The organism is Pseudomonas cyclaminis (assembly GCF_015163715.1).
Taxonomy (GTDB): Bacteria; Pseudomonadota; Gammaproteobacteria; order Pseudomonadales; family Pseudomonadaceae; genus Aquipseudomonas; species Aquipseudomonas cyclaminis.
Genome location: NZ_JADDUM010000034.1, coordinates 1 through 26168, shown reverse-complemented (window position 1 = coordinate 26168; position 26168 = coordinate 1). Strand labels below are relative to the sequence as shown.

At 57.8% G+C, this 26168-nt stretch carries 16 protein-coding genes and 3 pseudogenes; 8 read left to right on the top strand and 11 right to left on the bottom strand.

The features are described 5' to 3' along the window. The 3 genes from IQK56_RS05185 to IQK56_RS31490 form a co-directional block, all read left to right on the top strand. Positions 1-935, top strand: a 935-nt coding sequence (locus IQK56_RS05185) for a TonB-dependent siderophore receptor (RefSeq protein WP_193863818.1), incomplete at its 5' end; no start/stop codon positions are given. 113 nt (positions 936-1048) lie between these two features. Continuing rightward, entirely contained in the window at positions 1049-1180 is a 132-nt protein-coding gene (locus tag IQK56_RS31495) for a hypothetical protein (RefSeq protein WP_341869483.1), read from the top strand. Continuing rightward, positions 1135-1485 carry a hypothetical protein gene (locus IQK56_RS31490; protein ID WP_341869482.1) on the top strand — a complete coding sequence of 117 codons (351 nt, stop codon included), beginning with the start codon at positions 1135-1137 and terminating at the stop codon, positions 1483-1485. Before IQK56_RS31495 ends, IQK56_RS31490 begins: the two co-directional genes overlap by 46 nt. Here IQK56_RS31490 and IQK56_RS05175 read toward each other — a convergent pair. From IQK56_RS05175 to IQK56_RS05135, 9 genes and pseudogenes are all read right to left on the bottom strand, one after another. Continuing rightward, positions 1460-3879 (bottom strand): annotated as a pseudogene (locus tag IQK56_RS05175) (glucose/quinate/shikimate family membrane-bound PQQ-dependent dehydrogenase). The gene IQK56_RS31490 and the pseudogene IQK56_RS05175 overlap by 26 nt on opposite strands. 341 nt (positions 3880-4220) lie before the next feature. Further along, the gene (locus IQK56_RS05170; RefSeq protein WP_193863817.1) at positions 4221-5528 is read right to left on the bottom strand and encodes a c-type cytochrome; all 1308 of its coding nucleotides are present in this window, start codon (positions 5526-5528) and stop codon (positions 4221-4223) included. Between the two features lie 12 nt (positions 5529-5540). Beyond that, positions 5541-7325 carry a GMC oxidoreductase gene (locus IQK56_RS05165; protein ID WP_193863816.1) on the bottom strand — a complete coding sequence of 595 codons (1785 nt, stop codon included), beginning with the start codon at positions 7323-7325 and terminating at the stop codon, positions 5541-5543. 3 nt (positions 7326-7328) lie between these two features. Next, a complete protein-coding gene (locus tag IQK56_RS05160; RefSeq protein WP_193863815.1) occupies positions 7329-8087 on the bottom strand; it encodes a gluconate 2-dehydrogenase subunit 3 family protein in 759 nt (252 codons plus the stop codon). 120 nt (positions 8088-8207) lie between these two features. Further along, positions 8208-9729: pseudogene (locus IQK56_RS05155) on the bottom strand (MFS transporter). Positions 9730-9740: 11 nt separating this feature from the next. After that, positions 9741-10931: an HlyD/EmrA/EmrK family protein gene (locus tag IQK56_RS05150; RefSeq protein ID WP_193863814.1), complete on the bottom strand. Its 1191-nt coding sequence runs from the start codon at positions 10929-10931 to the stop codon at positions 9741-9743. After that, a complete protein-coding gene (locus IQK56_RS05145) occupies positions 10928-12430 on the bottom strand; it encodes an efflux transporter outer membrane subunit (protein WP_193863813.1) in 1503 nt (500 codons plus the stop codon). Before IQK56_RS05145 ends, IQK56_RS05150 begins: the two co-directional genes overlap by 4 nt. A 985-nt stretch (positions 12431-13415) precedes the next feature. Beyond that, complete coding sequence (locus IQK56_RS05140; RefSeq protein ID WP_193863812.1) at positions 13416-14375, bottom strand: quinone oxidoreductase family protein; 960 nt, start codon at positions 14373-14375, stop codon at positions 13416-13418. Positions 14376-14466: 91 nt separating this feature from the next. After that, a complete protein-coding gene (locus tag IQK56_RS05135; RefSeq protein ID WP_193863811.1) occupies positions 14467-15246 on the bottom strand; it encodes an AraC family transcriptional regulator in 780 nt (259 codons plus the stop codon). Positions 15247-16126: 880 nt separating this feature from the next. Here IQK56_RS05135 and IQK56_RS05130 point away from each other — a divergent pair. The 4 genes from IQK56_RS05130 to IQK56_RS05115 all read left to right on the top strand — a co-directional run bounded on the left by IQK56_RS05130 (position 16127) and on the right by IQK56_RS05115 (position 22095). Continuing rightward, positions 16127-17710 carry a BCCT family transporter gene (locus IQK56_RS05130; protein ID WP_193901583.1) on the top strand — a complete coding sequence of 528 codons (1584 nt, stop codon included), beginning with the start codon at positions 16127-16129 and terminating at the stop codon, positions 17708-17710. 27 nt (positions 17711-17737) lie between these two features. Further along, on the top strand, positions 17738-19747 hold the full coding sequence (locus IQK56_RS05125; RefSeq protein WP_193901581.1) for a CocE/NonD family hydrolase: 2010 nt from the start codon (positions 17738-17740) through the stop codon (positions 19745-19747). An 83-nt stretch (positions 19748-19830) separates the two neighbouring features. Continuing rightward, entirely contained in the window at positions 19831-20766 is a 936-nt protein-coding gene (locus IQK56_RS05120; protein WP_122306991.1) for a LysR substrate-binding domain-containing protein, read from the top strand. Positions 20767-20781: 15 nt separating this feature from the next. Beyond that, a complete protein-coding gene (locus IQK56_RS05115) occupies positions 20782-22095 on the top strand; it encodes an MFS transporter (RefSeq protein ID WP_193863764.1) in 1314 nt (437 codons plus the stop codon). Here the strand turns inward: IQK56_RS05115 and IQK56_RS05110 are convergent. Both IQK56_RS05110 and IQK56_RS05105 read right to left on the bottom strand, forming a co-directional pair. Then, on the bottom strand, positions 22061-23227 hold the full coding sequence (locus IQK56_RS05110) for a catalase family protein (protein ID WP_193863763.1): 1167 nt from the start codon (positions 23225-23227) through the stop codon (positions 22061-22063). The genes IQK56_RS05115 and IQK56_RS05110 overlap by 35 nt on opposite strands. After that, positions 23224-25033, bottom strand: a pseudogene (locus IQK56_RS05105) (di-heme-cytochrome C peroxidase). The gene IQK56_RS05110 and the pseudogene IQK56_RS05105 overlap by 4 nt, the downstream one beginning before the upstream one ends. A gap of 247 nt (positions 25034-25280) precedes the next feature. On the opposite strand from IQK56_RS05105, the gene bamJ reads away from it, so the two are divergent. Then, positions 25281-26012, top strand: a complete 732-nt coding sequence (bamJ, locus tag IQK56_RS05100; RefSeq protein WP_032885995.1) for a BamJ family beta-barrel-assembly machinery protein — start codon at positions 25281-25283, stop codon at positions 26010-26012. Positions 26013-26168 lie beyond the last annotated feature (156 nt).

The following is a 26168-nucleotide window of genomic DNA, read 5'->3' as shown; positions in this document are numbered from 1 at the left end:
TGTGTTGGCCGGACGCATACAGCATTACTTCAGATCCCGTCAAAACAGTAACGGAGCAGGAAGGCACGTACGCAACCTTGCGCATCTCTCTGACCGATCCGCTGACGGCGATTGTGGGCGCCCGTGTGAGCTGGTGGAAATATGACCAACCTACAAATCCCAGCGCTGCAAATAGCATCAATCGTGAAATCACACCCTATGCAGCTTTGATTTATGACTTAAATCAAAACTTTAGCCTGTACACCAGCTATACGGACATCTTCCAACCACAGACTGAAACAGATAGCTCGGGATCACCGCTTAAGCCTGTCATCGGAGAGTCCTATGAGGCCGGAATAAAGGGCGAGTTTTACGGCGGACGCCTTAATACATCGGTGTCAGTTTTTCGAATCAACCAGACCGGTAAGGCAATGGACGATGTTTCGAGTCCCGACCCATGCCTTCCTCTCTACACCTCGGGTTACTGCCAAGTCGCCGGCGGGAAAAGTCGGAGCGATGGCATCGAGTTGGAAGTATCTGGCGAAGTATTGCCCGACTTACAACTTTCTGCTGGGTATACGTACACAACGACGAAATACCTCAAGGACACCGTCGCGAACACTGGGAATGTAATACGTTCCACAGATCCCAAGAGTTTATTCAAACTATTTACAGCGTACCGTCTCCCCGGAGAACTCTCCGCCTGGAAAGTCGGTGGAGGGGTGCGAGCGCAGAGCGATATTTACTCCCAAAGCGGCACGGCGAAAGCTAGCCAAAGCGGCTATGCCGTCTACGATGCCATGATTGAATACCGCTTCGATAAGAACTATTCCTTGCAGTTGAACGGCTATAACCTGTTCGATAAAAACTACTACAAGAAAATTGGGACAGCGGCCACGAGCTACTATTACGGCGATCCTCGAAACGTTGCAATTACGCTTCGAGGTGCATTTTAGATTATTCCCTTGCTTGCGTTTCGGAGCGGTTGTACGGCTCATACGAGGTTTTAAGTGATCAACCGGTCACGCTGAATTTCGTCGAGGCCGACACCCAAGTAGTGGTGCGGGCGTTGTCCCGGGCCACCGGGCAGCAGTTTCTGGTGGACCCGCGTCAAGCGCACGCTCACGTTGGCCTCCGAAGGGCTGGCGCCGACGCATGGGCGTACGACATGCTGCTGGCGGCGTTACGCATGCAGGGTTGAGCGTGGTGGATGCGAAGCTGCTCAGCGGGCCGTTCTACAGTGCCGACAGGGCGGGCAGCAACGGCATGCTCACACGCACGTTTCGCCTGAAATACAAAACACCGATTCCGATGCTGCGCCCCGCTTCGACGAACAATCCGATCAATGCCTATCCGGGTAACAACACCATTGTTGTGTCAGTTTTCGGTCAGCGGCAACCCCCTCGCCGAAAAGCGCACAAAAAAAGCGATCATCTTGCGATGACCGCCTTTTTATTTACTGCAGTACCGCGCTACCCAATCACTCCGGCAGTTTGTACGCAATGATGTAGTCACCCATCCGCGTGCCTAGCGAACCGTGTCCACCGGCAACGATCAGCACGTATTGCTTGCCTTCTTTGCCGGTGTATGTCATCGGAGTCGCCTGCCCCCCCGCTGGCAGACGTCCGGCGAACAGCTCTTTTCCGGTTTTCACGTCATAGGCCCGTAGGTACTGGTCGAGGGTACCGGCCAGGAAGCCGACACCGCCTGCAGTCACCATCGAACCACCCATGCTTGGTACGCCGACCGGCAGGCCGATTGGCACTGGCGTGTTGTCGCGGCTGGTGCCGTTCTTGTGCTTCCAGACTACTTGGTTGGTGATCAGGTCGACAGCGGCAACATTACCCCACGATGGCGCCTGGCATGGCATGCCGAATTGCGACATCAACGGGTGCATGATCACAGCGTATGGGGCGCCGGTGTTTGGCTGCACGCCGCTGGTTTCACTTTCACGCTTGCTCCCGGCTTCAACCTTGGCACGTGATACCAGCTTGGACACGAAAGCCATGTTGTTCGGGCTGGTGAACATCAACTGACGTACTGGATCGACCGACACGGCGCCCCAGTTGAACACACCGACGTTGCCCGGATAAATGATGCTGCCTTGTTCGGACGGAGGCGTGTACTGACCTTCATAGCGCAGCTCCTTAAATTGGATGCGGCACAGCATCTGGTCGAACGGAGTAGCGCCCCACATGGATTTTTCGGTCAGCTCAGATGGTAGCATGTTCAGTTGTGAACGAGCCTGAGTCGGAGAAGTGTGATCTCCTTGCGCGGCACCAGTCGGCGCCGGGACTTCGTCGATCGGCACGATCGGGGTGCCATCGCGACGGTCCAGCACGTATAGGCTGCCTTGCTTGGTCGGCTGAATCACGGCCGGCTTCACGCCGTCCTTGGTTTTCAGATTGACCAGGGTTGGCTGGCTCGGTACGTCCATGTCCCACAGGTCATGGTGAGTGAACTGATAGTTCCAGCGCACTTTACCGGTGTTGACGTCCAGAGCCACTAGGCCTGCGCTGTACTTCTCGGCGCCAGGGGTGCGGTCGCCGCCAAATTGGTCAGGCATCTGGTTACCAAGGGGCAGGAACACCAGGCCGAGTTGTTCGTCGACACTGGCCAGCGACCACATGTTCGGCGCATTGCGCGAGTAAAACTGGTCGGCAGCGATCGGTGCGGTAGCGTCCGGGTTGTTCGGGTCCCAGTTCCAAACCAGCTTGCCGTCGTGCACATCGTACGCACGGATCACGCCCGATGGCTCGTTGGTCGACTCGTTGTCGTCACGTGACCGCCGATGATGATCAGGTTACGAGTGATTGCGGCAGGAGAGGTGGAGTAGTAACCACCAGCCGTGAACGGACCGATGTTGGCGCGCAGGTCGACGGCGCCCTTGTTGCCGAAGTCTTCGCAGACTTTACCAGTGTCGGCGTTCAGCGCGATCAGGCGTGCATCGGCAGTCGGCAGGTAAAGACGACGCGGGCACGAAGTGGCAACGGCCTGGCCTGCATCGGACAGCGAAGCGGCAGGTGCGCCGACGTCGGACTTGGCGTAGGCGTTTTCATCGTAGTACGACACACCACGGCAAGTCATGTGCGCCCAACCGGTGAAGTTCTTCGCGCCTTCCTTAGATATTTGCGGGTCGTAGGACCAGATCGTCTTGCCGTCGTCAGGGGCCAGCGCCAGCACCTTGCTGTGCGGCGTACAGGCATAGACCATGCCGTTGACCTTGAGTGGGGTGTTTTCGTTGGTCAGTTCGACCGGGTCTTCGGCAGTTGGCAGATCGCCCGTGCGGATGCGCCAGGCTTCCTGCAGCTTGCCGACGTTTTCCGGGGTGATCTGCTTCAGCGGCGAGTAGCGATTGCCATGTTCGGAGCGGCCATATGCCTGCCAGTCACCATCGGGCATTGGTTGCGGATCGTAGGCGACGCCTGCGTCATCGCGGTCCAGGGTGCCTTTGATTTCGCCGGGGCTGGTGAACTGGCTGGCAACCGCAGTCAGACCTGCCAGTACCACGGCAATGCTCAGCGCCACGGTCGGCATGCCGCCAGGCTGGCCGCGCAACAACGGGCGGCGAAACCATGGCAGCAGCATGAGGATGCCGAGGACGAACCACAGCGAAAGACGTGGCACCAGTTGCCACCAGTCCAGGCCGACCTCCCACAGGGCCCAGACCGTGCTCGCGAACAGCATCAGAGCGAACAGGCCGAGCGCCGAACAACGGCCCATGATCAGCAGAATGCCAGTGATGACGAAGCCGATACCGATCAGCAGGTAGTACTGCGACCCGCCCAGGGTTAGCAGTTTGATACCCCCGGCTAACAAGGCCATGCCCATGACCAGAATTACCATTCCGAGCAAGCTCGGCAGCAGGCGACCCTTACCGAAAGTACCGTCAGTGCTCATAGTGTCTACTCCGTAACGATTAAGTAGTTGACGCTTCGTTCTTTTCGCTTTGTCGATTCGAACCGCTTTAATCCGCTTCATTCACGCTAGTTTTTGAAATAGAAAATTCAATTAGGTCGATCAGAACGAAGATTGAATCTCATCTTCAGACCGGCCGCCGACGCATCGTCGACCTGATTACGCCGCCCGGATGGCGAATGAATCAGGGCTTGGCGTAGGTCAGCCAGTTGGTCACGTGATGCTCGTAGTACGGTTCGGCGTTGCATTCGATGCCGATACAGGAGGAACGCCGGATCGTTGAACTCGACACATTTCTGAACCACTTTGTCAGCCCATACTCCCTAGTTCTTGTGTACCTGACCAAGGTCATCTCCTGAAGTGGTTCGCATATCGCTGGTACGTAAATTCGATACGTCTTTGGCCGTTACCTTGCTGCCCTGATTGCCCCAGCTCGTGCGAATGAAACTCACCACTGCCGCGACTTGCTGATTGTTCAAGCGCCAGGCGAATGCAGGCATGGTGAAGTTCGAGGGAGCTGCTTGTGTCGAAGGTACGGTACCGCCGACGAGTACGATGTGAATCAGCGATGTCGGATCCTCCGTCTGCACTACCGGATTGCCAGCCAGGGCAGGGAAGACTTGGGTATACCCATGACCGTCGGTGCGATGGCACGCGGCGCAGTTGTCGATATACACCGAAGCGCCTGGCTTGCTGTCGTCACCGTTCCACAAGGAATAGGCCACCTGCTTGTCATAGGTATGCGGCTTGTCATTCGGATCACTGGCTGGAAGCGTTTTCAGATAACGGGCAATGGCGGTCAGATCGGCATCGCTCAGGTACTGTGTGCTGTGCTCAATTACATAGCTCATGCCACCGAACACTGAGCTTCGATCACTGCGGCCTGTTTTTAAGAATTGGGCAAGATCTTCTTCACTCCAACTGCCTAAGCCATCCTTATGGTCGCCCCGCAGATTCTTGGCGATCCAGCCCTCGAGTGGCGCGCTACCTGCCAGAAATTGATTGCCCTCCTCGGGATTGAGCGCCTTTTCCTGCATCGTCAATGCACGGGGCGTATGACAGGCTCCGCAATGCCCTAGGCCTTCGACCAGATAGGCACCCCGATTGATGACCGGGTCGACACTGACGGTTCGATTCCAGGCTTTGACCTCTGGCGCAAATAGCCCGCGCCATATTGATAGTGGCCAACGCATACTCAACGGCCACGGGATATCCGTGGCTTTGTTCGGTTCTGCGACGGGCTCGACGCCTTTCATGAAATACACATATAGCGCCTGCATGTCATCGTTGCTGAGAGGTGCATAGGAGGGGTAAGGCATCGCTGGGTACAGAGTGCTCCCGTTCTTGCCGATACCGTGGCGCACGGCTTGATCGAAGTCATCGAAACTGTATTGGCCGATGCCGCACGCATCGGGCGTGATGTTGGTGGAGTACACCGCGCCAATGGGCGTTTCCATAGGCAGTCCGCCTGCAAAGGGTTGGCCGCCCTTCGCGGTGTGGCAGGCCACGCAGTCGCCAATCCGCGCCAGGTATTCTCCCTTTTTTATGAGCGCATCTTCGGTTTCGGTTTCGGTTGCCATGACAGGCAGGCATACGCTGGATAGGAGCACGGCGATCAATATTGCCTTCATCCTCATCGCTCCCTAACTCTGAACCAGCGGGCCGGGTTTTTTCAGATACTGTTCGCGAATTGCACGGGCAGACCAGTACGTCAGGGCGGCCACCAGGCCGGTGGGGTTGTAGCCCAGACCTTGCGGGAACGCCGATGCCCCGGGAACGAAAACGTTATGAACGTCCCAGCACTGTAAGTACCGGTTCACCGCACTGGTCTTGGGATCAGTGCCCATAATCGCGCCGCCGTTGAGGTGCGTTGTCTGATAGTTAGCCGTGTTGAAATGCTCTTTGACCTCTTTGCCTAGTATTGCAATGACTTTCGGGTTCATCGCCTGAGCCACCTTGGTGAGTTTCTCGACCATAAACTGGTTCATCTTGATGTCGTTCTCCTGCCAGTCGAACGTCATGCGCAGCAATGGCAGGCCGTAGACGTCCCGATAGGTTGGATCCAGATCCAAGTAGTTACCACGATAGGATTGATGTGCGCCATGGGCATCCATCGATAACTGGTGGGTGTAATAGTCGATAGTGGCTTTTTTCCAGGCGTTGCCCCATGCCGGTGTGCCCGGTGGGTTGGCAACCCCGGCGATAGGCCGACTGCCAGCCTGATTCACCCACATTGGCGAACCACCGACGAAACCGTGCGGACCATGGTCGAAGTTATCAGCGTTGAAATCATCGATCGCCACGCCGTTGCCGCCAGCGCCGATAAAATTGTTGGTGTAGGTGTTCTTGTCGAAGAACGCTTTGACCGTGCCCATGTTCTGGTAGGCAAAGTTGCGACCAACCACGCCTTCGTTTCTAATCGGGTCGTAGGGCTTGCCGATTCCGGAGAGCAGCATCAGCCGAACGTTGTTGAACTGAAATGCGGCGATGATGACTAGGTCTGCTTGCTGCTCGACTTCCCGCCCTTGTGCATCGATGTAGGATACGCCGGTAGCCTTATGCTTTGTATTGTCAAGGTTGACGCGAAGGACATGAGCGTCGGTGCGAAGCTCGAAATTTGGCACTAGGCGCAACGCAGGCAGAATGTTCACGTTCGGCGATGCCTTGGAATACATGTAGCAAACGTAGCCGCTGCAGAATCCACAAAAATTGCAGGGCCCCATCTGCGCGCCATATGGATTGGTGTAAGGACCCGAGGTGTTGGCCGACGGCAGGTTGTAGGGCTTGTAACCCAGCTCTGTTGTTGCCGTCTGAAAGATCTGTGCCGACACCACCGTCTTCTGCGACGGCAGCGGGAACGGGTTGGAGCGATCGGGAGCGTAGGGGTTGCCGCCCCGCCCCTCACCAACGACCTGGCCATTGATTGTCCAGGCCTGACCTGAGGTGCCAAACACCTTTTCCGCGAAATCGAAGTACGGCTCCAGCTCTTCATAGCTGACGCCGAAATCCTGGATGGTCATGCCCTCGGGAATGAATTTTTTTCCGTAGCGTTCTATGTAATGGCTACGCATACGCAGCTCAATCGGGTCTACGCGAAAATGCACCCCTGACCAATGTAGGCCGGCGCCGCCGACACCTTTGCCAGGCAAGAAGGCGCCGAGTTGGCGGTTAGGCAGGGCTACGTCGTTAACGCTGTGCCGGATAGTGACGGTTTCTTTGGACACGTCGAGGAATAGCTTTTTGCGCACGCTATAGGTCAGCTCGTCGATGACCTGCGGGTAGTTGCCTTCAGGGTAAGTGTCCTGCATTGGGCCGCGCTCAAGTGCAACGACATCCAGACCGGCTTCGGTCAGTTCCTTGGCCATGATTGCGCCGGCCCAGCCGAAACCGACGATGACGGCGTCTACTTTCTTGATTTCATTCGCCACGACTCAAGCCCTCTCGCCACGGATGGATACAGGCGCGAAGGGGTAAGGTTCGTTGCGTTCTACCCAGTCCATAAAGTCTGCGCGAGCACCAGGGAAACCGATCTGTCGCCAGCCAACCAGCTCCTTGTTGCCACCATGAATCGGGTCGCAGAAAAATCCTTCACGAGTGTTTTGTACCAACAGGCTGAAAAACGTCTTGGCAGGCACTTTCTCGAAATGAAGCTCTCCTGTTTCGATTTTGCCGAGGATCTGATCTCGGGTTGCGTTGTCGTGCGCAGAGAAATTTTTTTTTGTCTGCGTCTGGCACCAGGTATCAGTTGCAGCAATTCCCAGGCGGTAAATCTGTTGCGGGTTCAATTGCAACTGATAGCCCATTTCGGCAGGGGCGTCAGTGACGAAAGGGCCCTGCATGTACCACTGTGCGCCGGAGGCATAGGGCGTGTTCATCTGGCGGTCAATGTACACGGCTGCGCCTGCTTCCAGGGCGCCGGGGCCGTGTTCGTCAGCAGGAATGATTCGGGAGATGGCGGCCTGAACAAATATCCACTCCTCGGACGTGAAGAAAGTCGGCTGATAGTCGGCGATTTTCGGCGCTGCGAGGATTTTCGTTTCTGCGCGCAACGCGACCTCGGATGCTGTCATCAGTTGCTTCGCCGTCACGCTAAGCCCTGTACAGGCCAAAGTCACTGCTGGTATCAGCGTCAGGCCTTTGCATAAAAAGTCTCGGCGCGCGCTGTCGGGGATAGATTGGTTATGGTCCATAACATCCTCATTGGTAAACGGTTTGAAGGGGGGCCCTTATCGTTCTGGCGATGTCATCTTTTCAACTACTGGTGCAGCGGCGGTCCCGCAACGCCATCAATACCCGCGCCATCTCTCTGGCTATCTGAATATTTTTTGGGTCATCGAAGCAATCAGCGCCAGTAAACCCACAACGGTGATTAGGTAGAAGTACTCCATGCTCGCCACTAGGGTCGATTGCTGGAGCAAAGTCTGGGAGAGTGTGGACACAGCCATTTGTACTGCTTGGCTATCACCTACCTGAGGAGACAGCATCTGGGTCAAATGTTGGGTCTGCTCAAGATAGAGCGGATCGCCTGAGCTGAGGTGTCCGTTTAGGTTGTTGTACTGAGTGGTCGTGCGCCATTGCAGAAATAAGGTTGCGATCGTGGTCCCCATAGCCATCGCGATTTGACCCAGCATGTTTTTGATTTGATACGCATGTGCAAACAGAGTGTCGGTTTGCTGGACGTCGCGGAATGTTTGCATGGCGGCAGTCGCGAGCACCAATATCACAAAGCAGCCGTTAAGTAGCACCGCGGGCAGGATGTTGGACCACATGTTGGCGCTGGGCGTAAGCGATGAACATAACCAGCCGAATCCGATCAGAGCGGCGAACCCGGCCAAAAAAAAACTTCTTCGGAGCCGGATATTTAGGAACTACGATAAACATAATTTCCCAAGTTATCAGCGCACCGACCAACCCGTAGGCCTGAAACGAGCCGATGGCTTCCCACGAATAGCCGAGTCCGGCCTGCAGAAAGTACGGCAGAATGTAGTTGTTACTGCCGAGCACAATATAGGTGAAGCAAAACAGGGCGACGCCGAGAAGATAGCGGGACTGCATCAGCTCCCTGATTTTGAGAAATGGCTCGCGCTTGCGGTGCTCGGCATGAAAGAAAATATATACACCTAGAGCTGCCAGCAGTGCATATGCAATGAGAATAAAAGCTTCGTTGTAAAAGTCATAATAAGAGCGCTGCAGAATGTATAGCAGGAAAAAACTGCTAACTGACAATAGCAGGATGTTCGCCGGGCTTGATGACGTTCTCTCGTCTTTAGGAACTACGGAGACGGGAAGAAACCGAGAGCAGAGGAAGCCGGCCATCACAGCGCCTGCGATCAGCACCCAGAAAATTGCATGCCAGGTGTCTTGCACTACAACCAGGGACGAGATGAACGGGGCAGAAGCGGTGCCCCCGGTCAGGCCAATTACGAACGCGTTGATCCCGACAAAACGACCTGGTCCGGGTGGAAGCAGGTTGACCATTAAGCGGGCCGACGTCATGAAGGATGCGCCACCCAGAGCCATGATCGTTCGACCGACGGTGAAAGTCGTTAGATCATTGCCTACACCGCAGACGATTGCTCCCATTACGTAAATGCTGATGGAACCGAGCATGAAGTTGCGCCAGCCGAGCCGCTCGACAAGCCAACGTTGCATGGAAATCACCACGACTGCTACGCAGGCGTACAGCGCCGCGACAATTGTGAACTCCTCGGGGCTGGCGTCGATTTCCCCGCGAATAGGGGTCGATGCAAAAGCAATCATGCCCGCTTGAAGATATTCCAACGCGCAGAGCAAGCCGATAGTCGTAAGCAAGGTTGCATTCTTTCGGTACATGAGTTGCCCCGTCAGAAGTTCATGTTTCTGGAGTCGTGATCACGATTTGCATTGGCAGCAATCACCCGTTCGACGACATCGTTGGCGTCTTTGAGTTCGTGATTGAAAATGTTCGTGCTGTAGGCTGGCGCGGGCGGCGTCCGTGTGTTGAGGACTGGTCCGCTGGTGTCGGAGGTGTCCACCGAGGCACGCATAGACAAGCCCAGGCGTAACGGGCTGCGTGCCACTTCGTCTGGCTTGAGTGCAATTCGCACGGGCACGCGTTGGGTCACCTTGATCCAGTTGCCCGTGGCATTCTGTGCTGGCATCAGCGAGAACGCGCTGCCGGTTCCCGCATCCAGCCCGACGATAACGCCATGGAAAACGACATTGCGGTTGTAGGCGTCAGCCCTCAGCAGAACGGGTTGTCCAATGCGTAGGTCTTCGATCTGAGACTCCTTGAAGTTGGCGTTTACCCAGACTTGATCGACGGGAACAACCGACATAAGAGCCACACCCGGACTGATCCGCTGGCCCACCTGTACGCTGCGCTTAGTGATCAGACCCGAAATAGGAGAGTTAATCTGGGTTCGGTGTAGCGAAATGTAGGCGTCTCGCAGATTGCTCGCCGCAACCAGGACATCTGGATGGGTACGTAGCGTGGTGTTGTCCACCATCGCAAGACGAACGGCAAGCGCGTGGCGAGAGCCATCCAACCTGGCAACAGCGTTTTTCAACACCTCTTCGGCATGACTGATTTCCTCTCGCGATACGGCGCCACTGGAGGCTAGCTGGCTACGTCTGCGAACATCATCTTGAGCCCTGCGCACATCATTTTGGCGCTGGCTAACTTCAGACTGCAATTGCTGCACCTGATAGTACTGAGTGCGTGCCTGACGTACTGCCCGTGCGAGGTTTGACTGGGCGCGTTCGTATTGAATTTCTGCATCCACGGCATTAAGCGTCACCAGCGGTGAATTGGCATCGACGTGGTCCGTGTTATCGGCACTGATGACCTTCACTGTGCCGCTGACCTGCGAGGTCACTTGCACAATGTTGCCATCCACATAGGCATCGTCGGTGGTTTGTGTACCGAGCTTCATCACGTACCAGGCGCCCAGAAGCACCACCAGTAGCAGGATTACCAGGGTCAGAACGATGCGAGGCCAGACGGAAGCCTTGCGCGCGGCATTATCAGTTGCGGAGGGAGTCATGCGCGTCATGAGTTATCTGCTACGGAAGAGTTGTCGGCGGGTTTTGGCATTTCGGGTAGATATCCACCACCAAGGGCTCTGCTCAAGTTGGCTTGTAGGGAGAGCGCTCGAGATTGAAGGTCTACCAGTTGACGCCGCTCTGCGAGAGTAGCGTTCTGCGTGGTCAACACCTGAAGATAGGTCGCAAGCCCTGCGGCATAACGTTTATTGACGAGATCGGCAGCGGCCTCTGCCGTCGCCACCGCCTCGACTTGTTGACTGAGGCGCTCTTTGAGCCAGCGAAGCGAGGACAGCTGGTCAGCAATGTCCCGCAACGCATTGATTACGGTCTGGTTGTAATTTTCAACGGCCAGATCATATGCAGCATCCTGCGCATCAAGGTTTCCCCTTAGGCGGCCGCCTTCGAATATTGGAAGGCTTATCGCCGGAGCGACACCCAGAATACGGCTGCTGTGATCATTGAACGTAGCTAGTGCCAAGCTTTGCATGCCGATGAAGGCACTAAGATTCACGTCCGGATAGAAGCGGGCCTTGGCCACTTCAATTTCGTGGTGGGAGGCCTCCACTCGCCAGCGTTGCGCCACGACGTCAGGCCGATGGCCGATCAGCTCGGCGGGAATGTTGGTAGGCATCATGAACGTGTCACTGGGTTGTAGACGCGGTCGGGAGATGGAGCGACCACGGTCAGGCCCTTTGCCAAGCAATGACGCAAGCTTGTTCTGATTAAGTTCGACCGCCTCCCTAAGTGCTGCGATATACGCTCTGGTCGCGGGTAAAGACGCCTGAGATTGCTTGATATCAATCTCAGTGCCGAGCTCGGCGATGAAGCGTTTTTTTGTCAGTTCTTCAATCTGTTCCTGCTGCTGGAGCAGCGCCTGCGCAACATCGATCTGCTCGTAGGTGTTTTGCAGAGCAATGTATGTTTGCACGATCGTGGAAGAGAGAATCAGCGTTGTGGCCTGCTCATCGACTTCCAGCGCCCGGCGGCGTCCGATTGCCGCCTCGACCGCAGAGCGGTTCTTGCCCCAGAAGTCGAGTTCATAACCGACGCTCAACGTCCCTTGGTGAACGCGCTGCCAGGTACCTCGAGCGGGGTCGGGGGTCGTGCCGTTGGAACTGAATCTTTCGCGGGTGACGCTTATTGCAGCGCTGAGACTGGGGAGCAGTTGGGCTCCCTCTACTGCCTCGAGCGCACCGGCCTGGTGGACACGGGCCGCTGCGGATAGGAGCGTCGGGCTGTCCGCGAGTGCTTCATGTACAAGGTCATCGAGCTGGGGGTCCCGGTAGCTGCTCCACCAGTTTTGCGTGGGCCAGGTTGCGGGGGAGAGTTTCATCCCGTCGCTTGCGAGCGTCTCGCCGACGTCATCTGGCTGCATGAGCTGCGAATGTGGCTTGAGATCGCCGAAGGAGCATCCCGAAAGCAACAGCGCCAATGCGAATGACAAAAACCTTCGCGCCGTTAAGAGCGGAGCGCTATACGTTGTCACTTGCGTTGATGTGCTTTTCATTGAAGATTTTCCCGGACGCTTACGGTTAAAAGAACGGGCCATTTACGGAGGTTAAAAAAGCGTAGCGACTAGTTCGCCTCGTTTACGGGGCTTCACGCCATCGACGATAATGCCAACGGCATTGTCGATGACATCAAAGTTCTTAACGTGAACATAAACAGTCGGGCATGCTGGATAGTATGGAAAAGACTGCATCTGCGGCTCTCCAATTCAGATTTCTACCTGTTGCAAGGTTGTTGCGAAGACCCGGCGAAACCGCGATCTCAGCGACTCTATCGAAAGAATATCGCCTTCTCTAAGGCACTATTGGACAGAAAGATTAATCGTAATCTGTAAGGCAGATCTGAAATGTCGAGGCGACAATTTTTCATCCCGTCTGCCACATACCCCATTATAAATCTCAATTTCATTAAAGCTGCAACTCTTTTACAGAGGTGTTCTGTCACTTTGGAGTGCTCGCAGAAGAACTATCCAGTTCAACGAGTTGCTGCGGATGCAAGGTCAATAAAGCTGTTTGATCTGATATATTACTGGAGGAGCATGTGCAATGGTCTCTTGTGAGTTTGTAACGACCTCAAAACATTTTATTTTGATGCTGGTTGCAATTGCGAGGCCGGCCGTTTGTTTCTATTTTGCTCACTCGCGTGTCGCGAAGGAGTTATAATATATGTGGCGTCTTAATTTTGATTATCCGTTTATTAGATGGGACTTGGCTAGTATATCTAGGCGAAGACGGGTCAATTGCATAATCTAATCTACTTTATGGTTAAATTTTAGCGGTAACGCATTGTCTTTCAATGGTTTTTTTTAGTGGTGGTCTCGACACGAAACATGCTTTTGAGCAGGCTGCGCAGTATGGCTAATACTGCAAAAAGGCTCACTTTCGTGGCCGGCACTTGGATCGCCGCTTGTAAGTTGGTACCCATTGGCGAGACGCACTCAATTCACACCATGAACAGACCTTTCTTCTACGCCGCTCGAACCCTTAAGGAATAAGTACGGTTTTGTCGCTGCTACCTGCTTCGATGGCTTTGTATTGCGCGATGCCATCTACCAGCGCTACCTCTTTCACGCCTTCAGGCGGGAGGAGTTCACCCTCATCGAAGTAGTGGCCGAAATCCTTCAACATGGCCGCGCATTGAGTGTTGTCGTAAAGAAGAGAGTTCACGCCGACAAGAACACCGCCTTTCCGATAGAATGCCAGAGCGGGGAGACTGATAATGCCGTCAACCGGCGCAGCGATTATTGCGATGCGCCCGAAGTTTGCAAGGGCCGATATGGAAGCTGGTAACCAGCCTCCAGTAGTGTCGAAGATGACTTGCGCACCACCTGGAAATACTTCAGAGACTTGGCTGGCGAGCGACTCTGCTGTATCAAGCAAGATCGTTTCGTAGCCTTTTCCCTGTAAAGCCTTTGCCTGATCAGCCCGGCGCACAGCAGCAAGAATCCGTGCCCCCTTAATCTTCGCGAGGGCAAGAGCGGCCGTCCCAACGGCGCCATTGCCGCCTATTACAAGGAAGGTCGTACCCTGCTTTATACCGGTGCGTTCCACGGCATCGTAGGCCGTTGTGAACGGTACGCCGATCGCGGCGGCCTGAGCGAAAGACAAGCTGTTGGGCTTTAGCGCTACACCGCTCGCAGGTACAACCAGAAACTCGGCGTGAGACCCATCACTCAGGAACCCAGGACCTTTGCCTGTCCCCCATACCGCTTCGCCGATGAGCTCTGACGGGCCCTGTTCTACGATGCCCGCGAAGTCTCGACCAGGGACGCGAGGGAGGGTAGTGTAGGAGAAGCGGCCTAGAACGTTCTTGAGGTCACTGGGATTGAGGCCCGCGGCTTTCACCCGAATGAGAACCTCATCTGCAGCGGGAGAGGGTACTGCCAATTCGATGAGTTTTAAGTTGTCTACACTGCCTGTGGTAGTGAACTGCAATGCTTTCATGTCGGGGCCTTAAGTGAACATACATGGCCAGCTTAGAGTCACCCACTTTTCCCTGCCTGCCAGATAGTTACGTCTATCGGACAGCCTGGTCTCACCTTTGCAGATGAGTGGCAGCATAGACAGATGGTGTAACCGCTGTGGCACGCTTGAACATTTCACTGAAGCTGCTTAGGTTGTAGCCCAGTTCGGCTGCAACTGACTTGACTGGTACGGCTTCCAACAAGCGCGCCGCTGCGTAGGCCAACTGCACTGTTCTTCTCCACTCGCTAAAGGTGAGCCCTAGCTCCGTCTTGAACAGTCGCGCGAGCGTGCGAGTACTGGCGCCGATCACATCCGCATGCTGCTCGAATGAGATATCCAAAGAGGGAGCACGCAAGACTTCGTTGCAAAGGCTACGTAATCGTCGGTCTCCATTTGCCGGCATCGGTGCCTGCAAGAGAGCGGAGCTTGAACGTCGTAGCTCAACTACTAGAAACCCATCCAGTGCTTCTCTGTAGGCTTCGCTTTCACAAGGCGTCAAGCTAACGCGGCGTCTGATCAGTTCGCGCAACAGCAGAGTAACTTCCACAACTGCCAGCTCACTGCCAATTTGCTTAGCCAATTCTGTGTGTAGGTAGATGTTCCGCATCTCGAGATCGGAAACCACACTGACGCCATGATGGACGTGTGGTGGAATCCACACCGCCCGATGTGGTGGCACTAAGAGCGCCGAGCTGGGCGTGTCGACGAGCATGACGCCGCTTTCCGCATAGAGTAACTGCCCCCACTCATGCACATGCGGCTCGATCTCGACGCCTTTAACGTAACTAAGCGCCAGAGGCTGAATGGGATGAACTGCCCTAGCAAGGTCGGGCGGGGTAGCGAATGCCATACGAAATATCCCGAACAATTGATGCATTTGTGCGGGGCATGTGGCCGGATGTATTGAGAATTCCTGAGCGCAAATGCCTTAAGGAAATGGAAATTGATTCTTCCACACAGTGTACGGGCGTTCTAACACGGGATGACTGACTTGGCTAGGCGGGAGGCAGATGACCCATACGACGAATACAATGGCAAAGAGCGCAACAGCTTAACAGGAGACGCTTCGATCAGCTCGCCCGCACCTTGGCCGCTACTGAATTTCGATGTGCTTGATTCGCGCTCGACCTGTAGATCAGACATTTCTTTCGCAGCATAATTTACAGCGCCGAGCTTTGAGTACACAATAAAGGCCACAGACGTAACGCTGAGCGTTCAAAGTTTTGATTTTTCAGTCAGTTAGAGGATGAGCCATGGTCCCGTCCGCTGCGCCATATTCGGTAACCTGGAACACTGAACGCCAGGTAACCATAAGAAGCCCGCTCAATGAGCGGGCTTTTTTTCGTCCTGAAGATCTTGCATATGCCTTCCTTCGCTATTTTCGTACGAACGCACCTCTAATTTCGCACGCCGTTACGTGGTTTTCCCTGTCAGCTCTCACCTCATTGGATTCTGCATCCGGCTGGGGTTTGAACAACCCCACGAGGTCCTGAACACCCCGGAGCTTCGGTTCACTGAATCGAGTTGCCCTGAACCGTGCTGGTGCGCCATGACCTGACGGAATACCCCCATGCCCATTGGTCGATTGCACCCCTTGCCGCTTAAACGGTTATCTATTGCCAGGCAAAGACTTCCATGGGAGCGACCGGCAGCAAGATGCTGCGGTGCCCGCTTTCTAAAATAATGGCCTGTCAAGGCGACAAAATAGTCTGCAAGGGGAATGGCACTGTATGAAATATCCATTACGTCCGTTGGTGTTCTGGCCAACGTTTCTGATCCTGCTGGCAGCGGTGATCGCCAGCTACGTCGACCTCAATGCATTCCTTGCGGTCAGCAAGCAGCTCAATAACCTGATCCTGAAAAACTTTTCCTGGCTGTTCAGCGCCGGCTCTTTTGCCATGGTGGTGCTGACAGCGATCGTCTACTTCTCCGCACTCGGGAACGTGCGAATCGGCGGCGAAGATGCGCAGCCGTTGCTGAGCAAGTGGCGTTGGTTCATGGTGGCGCTGTGCACCACGCTGGCCGTGGGCGTGCTGTTCTGGACCACCGCCGAACCGCTCTACCACCTGTATTCGCCGCCCACCAGCCTGCCGATTGAAGCGGGCAGCGGTGCCGCAAAAAGCTTCGCAATGTCGACGATGTTCCTGCATTGGACCATCACCCCCTACGCGATTTACCTGGTGCCTTCGCTGGTGTTTGCGCTGGTGTTCTACAACCGTCGCAGCCAATTTTCTATCGGTGCCATGCTTGAGCCGTTGCTGGGCCCTGCGCGGGTCAAGCGCTATGCCGGGTTGATCGACACCCTGGCGATGTTCGCCCTGGTGGCCGGTATGGCGTCATCCCTGGGCACCGGCGCGCTGACGTTAGCGGGTGGCCTGAGCCAGTACATCGGCGGCGAAACTACGCCGTTGCGCCTGGCGGTCATCATCGCAATCATCGTCATCACCTTTGTCGCGTCGGCCGCCAGTGGCTTGCAGCGCGGCATTGTGATGCTGTCGTCGTTCAACGCCTGGATCATGCTCGCGCTGGGGCTGTTTGTGCTGCTGTGCGGGCCGACGTTGTACATGTTCAGTCTCGGCGTCGAGTCCCTCGGCGTGTACCTCGACACCTTTTTCAGCCGCAGCCTGTTCACCGGTGCCAGCAGTGGCGACACCTGGCCACAGAGTTGGACGGTGTTCTACTGGTCGGTGTGGTTTGCCTGGGCGCCGGTGAGTGCGCTGTTCCTCGGCAAGATCGGGCGTGGTTATACCGTGCGTGAATTCATCCATATCAACATGCTGTACCCGGCGCTGTTCACGGCGGTGTGGATCTGCATTTTCTCCGGCAGCAGCCTGTATTTCGACGCGCTGGGCGATGGCAGCCTCAACCGCGTGCTGAACGAGCAGGGCGTCGAGCACGTGCTGTACCAGATGTTCCAGCAGTTGCCCGCCAGCGGCCTGATGATCGCGTTTCTGCTGTTCGTGGCGTTTATCTCGTTTGTTACCGCCGCAGACTCCAGCACCGACGTGATCGCCAACCTGTGCAGCAAAGGCGTGACCGCCGACTCGGACCTGGACGGCAACCCGATGTTGAAGATCGTCTGGGGCGTGATCATCGGCACGGTGTCGTGGGTGATGGTCGCTTTTGTCGGCATCGACGGGGTGAAGATGCTTTCCAACCTGGGTGGCTTGCCGGGGATGATCCTGGTGTTGCTGGCCAGTACCTCGCTGATCTTCTGGTTGAAAAACCCTCTATTGCTGGACGTGAAAAGCCTCCAGCCGACCGCCGAGACGGATGTGCGTGGCGCCGGCCCTGTGCCGGACTTTGCCCGCTGATCGATAGAACCGCTGCTGGAGTTACTGATGGAAATCGTCACCGAATTTGCCTACACCGTGCGTGAAATCGAGCATTGTCTTATCCCACTCAAAGACGGCACGCACTTGGCTGCGCGTATCTGGCTGCCGGAGGTCGCGGGTTCGCAGGCCTTCCCGGCGATCCTGGAATACCTGCCGTACCGCAAGCGTGACGGCACCGCCGTGCGTGATGCGCTGACTCACCCGTGGATGGCCGGGCAAGGCTATGTGTGTGTCCGGGTGGACATGCGTGGCAATGGCGAATCCCAAGGCCTGATGGCCGATGAATACCTGTTGCAGGAGCAGGATGACGCCCTCGAAGTGATCGACTGGCTGTGCCGGCAACCCTGGTGCGACGGCAACGTCGGCATGATGGGCATCTCCTGGGGTGGCTTCAACGGCCTGCAAGTCGCAGCGCGCCAGCCCGAGGCGTTGAAGGCGATCATCACCCTGTGCTCCACCGATGATCGCTTTGCCGACGACATCCACTACAAGGGCGGCAACCTGTTGATGGAGAACTTCGGTTGGGCCGCGACCATGCTCAACTTCAGCGCCGCCGTGCCCGACCCCTTGCTGGTCGGCGACGACTGGAAAAGCCTCTGGCACCAACGCCTGGAGGCCATGCCACTGCTCGCCGAAACCTGGTTGCAACACCAGACCCGCGATGACTACTGGCGCCACGGCTCGGTGTGCGAGGACTATTCGAAAATCAAGGCAGCGGTGTATGCCGTCGGCGGTTGGGGCGACGCCTACCGCAACACCGTTTCGCGCCTGATGGAACACCTGCCGGGGCCGAAGAAGGCCATGATCGGTCCGTGGATTCACAAATACCCACACTTCGCGGTGCCCAATCCGGCCATCGGCTTCCTGCAAGAAGCCAAACGCTGGTGGGATCACTGGCTGAAGGGCATCGATAATGGAGTGATGAACGACGCATCCTGCACTTTTTACCTACAGGATATTCTGCCGCCAAAGGGCAGTTACGCTGAGCGGCCGGGTATCTGGGTGCAGACTGCCGGCTGGCCGGATCCCCAGGTGCAGTGGACCGATTTCAACCTCGGTGAGCAAGGGCTGAGCCGTGGCGCCCAACCCTTGGCAACACCGCGCAGCATTTTTTCGCCGCTGACCACTGGCCTGCACCAGGGCGAGTACTGCGCCATCTGGTTTGGCCCCGATGGACCGACGGATCAGCGCCGGGATGACGCCCATTCACTGTGTTTCGACTCCCAACCGCTGACTGAACCCCTAGCGCTGCTGGGCGATGCGCGCCTGACGCTGCGCCTGGCCAGCGACACAGCTTGCGGCCAATTGATGGCGCGGCTGAATGCCGTGGCGCCGGACGGGCAGGTCACGCAGATCACCTACGGTGTCCTTAATCTCAACCTGCGCGAGGACTTTTCCCACGTAACCCCAGTAGTACCGGGCGAGCCGATGGATGTGCATCTGAGCCTGGACCATATCGGCATGCGCCTGCCGGCGGGTTACCGTTTGCGCCTGGCCTTGAGCACCGCCAGTTTCCCGTTGCTGTGGCCCAGCCGTGAGCTGACCACCTTGACGTTGCTGCCCACCCTGCAGCGCTTGCAACTGCCGGTGTTTATCGGCGACGCGGTGGAATGCCCGTTCGAGGCGCCGCAAGCTGCCACACCGGCGGCGCTGGAAGTGCTGCGCGCCGCCGCGCCGAAACGCACGTTGATTGAGGATGTGGGCAGTGGCGAAGTCTGTGTGAAGATCGAGGACGACCTGGGCGCGGTGCGCTTCACCGACCACGGGTTGTCGGTGGACCAGCGTTGCACCGAGCAATATCGCACCTTGCCGTGGGACCCTCTGTCGGCCCGTGCCGATATTGAGTGGCACTACCGCGTGGGCCGCGACGAGTGGTGTGTGGAGGTGGAAAGCCGCCTGAGCGTGCACGCTGACGCCGAGTGGTTCTACGTCGACGCGGAGCAGACGGCCTGGGAAAACGGCCAGTTGGAACACCGCCGGCAATGGAGCAAACGCGTGGCCAGGGTCGCGCTGTAAGTGAGCAACTGGCAGGATGCTTGCCCACGTGATCTCTGCGGGCCTGGGTAAACCTGGGCCCGTGTTTGCCATTGGAATCGCTCATGTCGCGCCGAAACGTCGATCTTCCCCCGCTGAACTGTCTGCAGACCTTCGAAGCGGCCGCCCGCCATTTGAGCTTTACCCAGGCCGCCCATGAACTGAACCTGACCCAGAGTGCGGTCAGCCGCCAGATCAAACGCCTGGAAGAAGACCTGGCCCGCCCGCTGTTCTATCGACTGGCCTTGGGCCTGAGCCTCACGCCGGCGGGTGTGCGTTATTTCCGCACCATCCAGCGCCTGTTGCGCGAACTGGACCGCGAGTCCGCCGAGTTGCGCCGTCGCGGTGCCGATCGCCAGTTGACCCTGGCCAGCACGCCCACCATCAGCTCCATCTGGCTGGCCGCGTTGCTTCCGGCGTTCCAGCGCGAACACCCGGACCTGGACATCCGCATCCTGTGCAGCGAAAGCCCCAGCCACCTGGATGTGAGCGAGTACGACCTGGGCCTGTTCTATCACCTCGATGAACTGCCTGCACCCCACGGCCTGGAGCTGACGCCGGTGTTCGACAGCGAGCAAGTTATCACCGTGTGCAGCCCAGGCTACATCGAACGCCACGGCCCGATTCGCGACCTGCAACACCTGCTGCACGCCCATACCCTGTTGATCGTCGAGGACCACTACCACGACTGGTTGACCTGGACCGACTGGTTTGCCGACGTCGGCGCCCACTACCACACGCCGCGCCATGCGTTGCGCACCAATAGCTATCAACTGTTGATGCAATCGGCGGTGATGGGCCATGGGGTCGCGCTGGGCTGGAAGAGCCTGCTGGACGGCGAACTGGCTGCCGGGCGCCTGCAAATGGCCTTGCCACACACCATGCACAGCCGTGGTCGGCTGCATCTGATGCAACCTCATCACCGCAACCCGCCCTCGGCGGCGCGCAGTTTTCGTCAATGGTTGCTGGCCCATGCCAGCCACTTGAACAGCTCTCCTTAACTTTCGATTGCCCTCATGAACCTGACCTTCCTGACCTTTCCGGCGCTGTACAGTGCCACCATCCTGATGCTTACCGGCAACGGGCTGTTTTTCAGCTTTATCGGCCTGCGCCTGAGCAGCCAGGGCATCAATGAAGTGTGGATCGGTGCGCTGACGGCGGCGTACTACGGGGGGATGGTGTGTGGCGCCAAATTCGGCCACCGCATGATCGCCGGTGTCGGGCATGTGCGCTCGTATGTGGCCTGCGCCGGGGCCGCTACCATCATCGTGTTGTTGCATGTGCTGTTCGAGCAACTGGAGTTCTGGTTGGCGCTGCGTTTCGTGATGGGGCTGGTGATGATGAACCAGTACATGGTCATCGAGAGCTGGCTCAATGAGCAGGCGGAAAACAACCAGCGCGGCGCCGTATTCGCCGGTTACATGGTGGCTGTGTCCCTGGGGTTGATGCTGGGGCAGGGCGTGTTGATCTGGCGCCCGGAGCTGGATTTCAAGCCGCTGGTGATCGTCGCGATCTGCTTTGCCGCTTGCCTGCTGCCGGTGACCATGACCAAGCGTCTGCACCCGGCCAAGCTGGTGGCGGCGCCACTGGAAATCGGGTTTTTCTGGCAGCGCGTGCCGCAGGCGCTGACCACGGTGTTTGTCACCGGCCTGATGATCGGCGCGTTCTATGCCCTGGCCCCGGTGTTTGCCACGCGCAACGGCTTGAGCACCGCCGAGGCGAGCACCTTTGTCGCGGTGTCGATTTTTGCCGGGCTCTGCGGCCAGTGGCCGATCGGCTGGCTGTCGGATCGCATTGATCGCTCACGGCTGATTCGCGCCTGCGCCCTGGCCTTGGGGCTGCTGGTGATCCCGCTGTGGGGGCTGGTGCCATTGCCTTACGCCGTGTTGCTGCTGTTTGGTTTTCTCAGCGGCTTGCTGCTGTTCACGCTTTACCCGTTGGCGGTGGCGCTGGCCAATGACAACGTCGAGCAACCCCGGCGCGTGCCGTTGAGCGCGATGATGCTTGCCACTCACGGCATCGGCGCCAGCCTGGGGCCGATGCTGAGCGGGGCGCTGATGAACAGCTACGGCCACGGTGCGTTCTACATGCTGTTTTCGGCCTGCGCGCTGTTGCTGATCTGGCGTGTGCAGCCCAGGAAAGTCACCGGCGAATACCTCGTCGAGGGCGCGCCGCTGCACCACGTGGCTATGCCGGAACACCCGATGGGCGCCATGGCCGCTGTGCTCGATCCTCGGGTGGATGAAATCCCCGAGGAACTGGTGATCAACGAACCCGCGCCCGACAGTGCGTCTTCTACGGCGCGTTCCGGCTGTGACGATAGTCGCTGACGGCCTCGTACACTGCCTTGCGCAAGCGGTTGATGCCGCCGATGGGGCGGTGCTCCGCCACGCCAAACCAGGGGTTGAATGACTGGTTGTCACAGGCGATGTTCAGCTCAGGCGTATCGAAATCCTGGGCCGGGATCCGCACCTTGGCCACGCTTTCATATGGCGCGTCGCTCTCCTTCCATTCGATGCTGGTGTCTTCGATCGGCATGAATTTCTGCGGGTTCTGCCGCTGGATCTGCAACACGAAACAGGCCGGCACGCGGTCGGTGGACAACTGCTGGTTCAGGGCGCTGCGCAGGAAGTTCGGCAGGTCCTGGTTCTGCTTGGGCAGCGCGTATTCCGGGCAGCTCTGCGGGTCGGGTGCAACGCGGAACTTGGCGTTGGCCGCGCCGAACTTGTAGGGCGATACGGAAAAGTACGTGGTCTGCGTCGGGCTGGCCGGTGCGGGCGCCAGGGTTGCCAGGGCGATAAACAGATGGCGCACTTGCCAACTGCGTGGGTCGGCCTTGGGGAAGAACGCCATGACTTTCTTGCCATCCGCCTGGGCACCGATGTTCTGCGCGTATTCCGCCACATCGCTGACGAAGAAGTTCGGATGGCTGAACATCACGAAGTCCTGTTCGGCACGGGTTTGTTGATCGGCGAGCAACTGTTTGCCCGGCACATCAAGCAACTTGATCGCCATGCCACGGGCATCGCGAATGCTGTCGAACTGCGGGTAGGCGTTGCCGTTGGACAATCTCATCGTCGCCTGCCAGGTCTTGCCCGGTTCGGCGAACACACCCTGGCGCAACGCCGGGTCGAGGTCGGTCAACACGCTGACTTCGGCCTTCACGCAACCGTGGGCCTTGGCGTGGGCATCGCGCAGGTAGCGCGTGCCCTCGCGGTGCTGATCGACGATGCGCACGGCAGTCTGGATGATGCCCTGGGTCATCCCCGCTTCACCCGGCGGGATCTGCTCGTTGGGCGACACCGGCCCGCTGTGCTGCCAGGCGTACCAGGCGGTAGCGGCCAGCCAGCCGAGCAAGCCCAGGCCCACCAGCCACAGCAAGCTCTTGCCGAGGAATCTCCCGATGCGCAGCCACAGGCGGGCGAGCAGGGACGGTTGGTCGTATCGAGATCGGATCATCATGGCAGTTGTTGCTCCAGCGGGCCGCCCAGCACTTTGAGGTATTCCAGCAGCGCCCAGCGTTCCTGCGGCAGCAGGCCACGGCCGATGACGCCGTTGCCACGAGCGCCTGCACGGAATTCGTGGCCGCTGTTGTGGTTACCGGTGATTTTGGTATCGAAGACAAAGGCATTCTTGAACGCCGTGGTCTCGAAACCGAGATGGCGCGGGTCGTAATTGAAGGTGCCTTTATAGAAGGTGGTGCTGCGCTCGTCCTGGGGCGAGAGCAATTGGTAGATTGTCGGCACCGACCCGTTATGCAAAAACGGCGGCGTGGCCCACACGCCGGCCAGTGGGCGTGCCTTGTAGGCGCGCAGCTCGCGCACGCCAATCGGCAGGCCGTAGCCATCCAGGCGCGGGCGCTCGGCCGGGGTGACACCGGCGGCGCGGTAGGCGTGGTCTTCGACAAAGGCGGTGACATAGGCCAGGCCCTTGGCCACAGACATTTTTTTTCAGGTCCAGGGGCTCGGTCGGTGTCGGGTGCAATTGGACATTCAGCTTGGCCAGCTCCGCCGGGTCCCATTGCAGGGCGCTGAGGTCGTAGCGCTGGTCGGCGATGTTGCTGGCAGTGCCGGGGTCGGTGCCGATGTAGTCCACCGGTAGCATTTTCAGGGTTTGCACCGGGCGACCACCTTCCTGGCTGACGGTGGGCACATGGCAGCCGGCGCAGTTCTCGGCGAACAGCGCTCGGCCTTGGGCGGCCAGAGGCTTGTCGACGGCGCCGAACAAATCCTCGGGCCAGGTAGGCGGCTGGAGGCGTTGCAGGGTTTCTTCGATCAGGTTGAGGTCGCGCACGCGTACGCTGGACGGATAACGTGCATCGCCCTGAAGGGGCTGGCCCGCGCCATCGAAAAACGTCAGGGTCGCGCCCACGCCGAGGGCTTCGCCGATATTGCGTGCCATAGGCTGCTGGGCCGAGCCGTTCCATTGCACCCAGTCGAAGGTCCAGATGTTCCACAGTTGCGGGTAGTCCACCGGTGCGTTGGCGACCCGGTAGTTGTCCGGGGAAATGGCGTCGCCAAAGCTGGCGTTGGCGATGCGGCCAAACGCATCGGTACGGCCCGGGCCTTCTTCGGTGGGGTAGAGGCCACGGTGGGTGTCGTTCCAGGCGACCTTGAGGAATTGGTTCAGCGACTGCTTGAAGTCCTGGCGCAGCTGGCTGTGCTCGGCCTCGTAACGGTCGCCCAGCACCTGGCGGGCGAAGCGTTCAAATTTCCAGGGGTTGTAATAGGTCGCGGCGAGGCTGGCGACCAGGGCCTGGCCGAAGCTGCCGCCGCGCAGGGTGGGCACGCTGGACGGCAGCACGTGTTGCGCCGAGCCGCCGTCGATCCGCACCGCCTGGTCCTTGAAGTGCAATTCGCCGGTGTGGCAGGCGGCGCAGGTGATATCCAGGTACTCAACGTTGCTGCCGGGGTTTTTATGGCGGGCAAACCCTACCGGCAGGTTGCCGGGATTTTGTGTTGTGGGCACTTGCTTGGGATCCACCAGGAAGCCGAAGCGCGCCAGGTATTGGGGCGTGGCAAAACGCCCCTCGGAGAACGGTAGTTCCAGGGCGGTGAACCAGTCGTAATGCAGGCCTTTTACTTGAGTGCCCTGGGGCGTGAAGTAATAGGTCTGGCGGTCGGCGGCACTCCATTGGTCCTGGTAGTGCACCTGCTCCACAGGCACGTAGTCCGGTAGCTTGGGGTTGACGGTGTAATAGAGCACCACGGCCAGCAACAGCACCAGAAGGGTGAATATCAGGAGTAAAACACGGGAAAAAATGCGCAAGATAACTTTCCTTGTCGAGTTGTCGCGTTGTTATGCCACTACGGCACAAGTGCGGCAAGTGGCCATGAGCCTGTTGGCAGGCGGTCCCGCGATCCTTCGCGGGGGCTCATCATGAATGAAAATGCTTTTAAACACGTGAACTTATCGGAAGTTTCCTGCTCACATGCCGGTAGCCATTGGTCGTGGCCGCCTGATAAGCTCGCGACTTTATTCGAATGCCCTATTGGCGCATGAACAAGGAAATAGCATGAAACAGCATCGGTTGGCGGCGGCGGTGGCCCTGGTTAGCCTGGTACTTGCGGGTTGTGATTCGCAGACCAGCGTAGAGCTGAAAACCCCGGCGCAGAAAGCTTCCTACGGCATCGGCCTGAACATGGGCAAAAGCCTTGCTCAAGAAGGCATGGATGACCTGGACTCCAAAGCAGTAGCCCAGGGCATCGAAGATGCCGTCGGCAAGAAAGAGCAGAAGCTCAAAGACGACGAACTGGTAGAAGCGTTCGCCGCACTGCAAAAGCGTGCTGAAGAACGCATGACCAAAATGAGCGAAGAGTCGGCTACCGCCGGCAAGAAATTCCTCGAAGACAACGCCAAGAAAGACGGCGTCGTCACCACCGCTTCCGGTCTGCAGTACAAGATCATCAAGAAAGCCGATGGCGCCCAGCCTAAGCCGACTGACGTGGTGACTGTTCACTACACCGGTAAACTCACCAACGGCACCACATTTGACAGCTCCGTGGATCGCGGTAGCCCGATTGACCTGCCGGTCAGCGGCGTGATCCCGGGTTGGGTCGAAGGCCTGCAACTGATGCACGTCGGCGAGAAGGTCGAGTTGTACATCCCGTCCGACCTGGCCTACGGCGCCCAGAGCCCGAGCCCGGCGATTCCAGCCAACTCCGTGCTGGTTTTCGACCTGGAACTGCTGGCCATCAAGGACCCAGCCAAGGCTGAAGCCCCTGACGCACCAGCCGCCAAGAAGTAACAGGCGCCTGAACACACAACGCCGTCCTAGACGGGGCGTTGTTTGTATCTGAAGCTTGCACATGGCGTTTCGGGCAAATCCAAACGAACATCCCTGGGCGGTAACAGTCTGATATAAGACTTACGCACGACTAGCCGCCACGCAATCGCCAAGCCA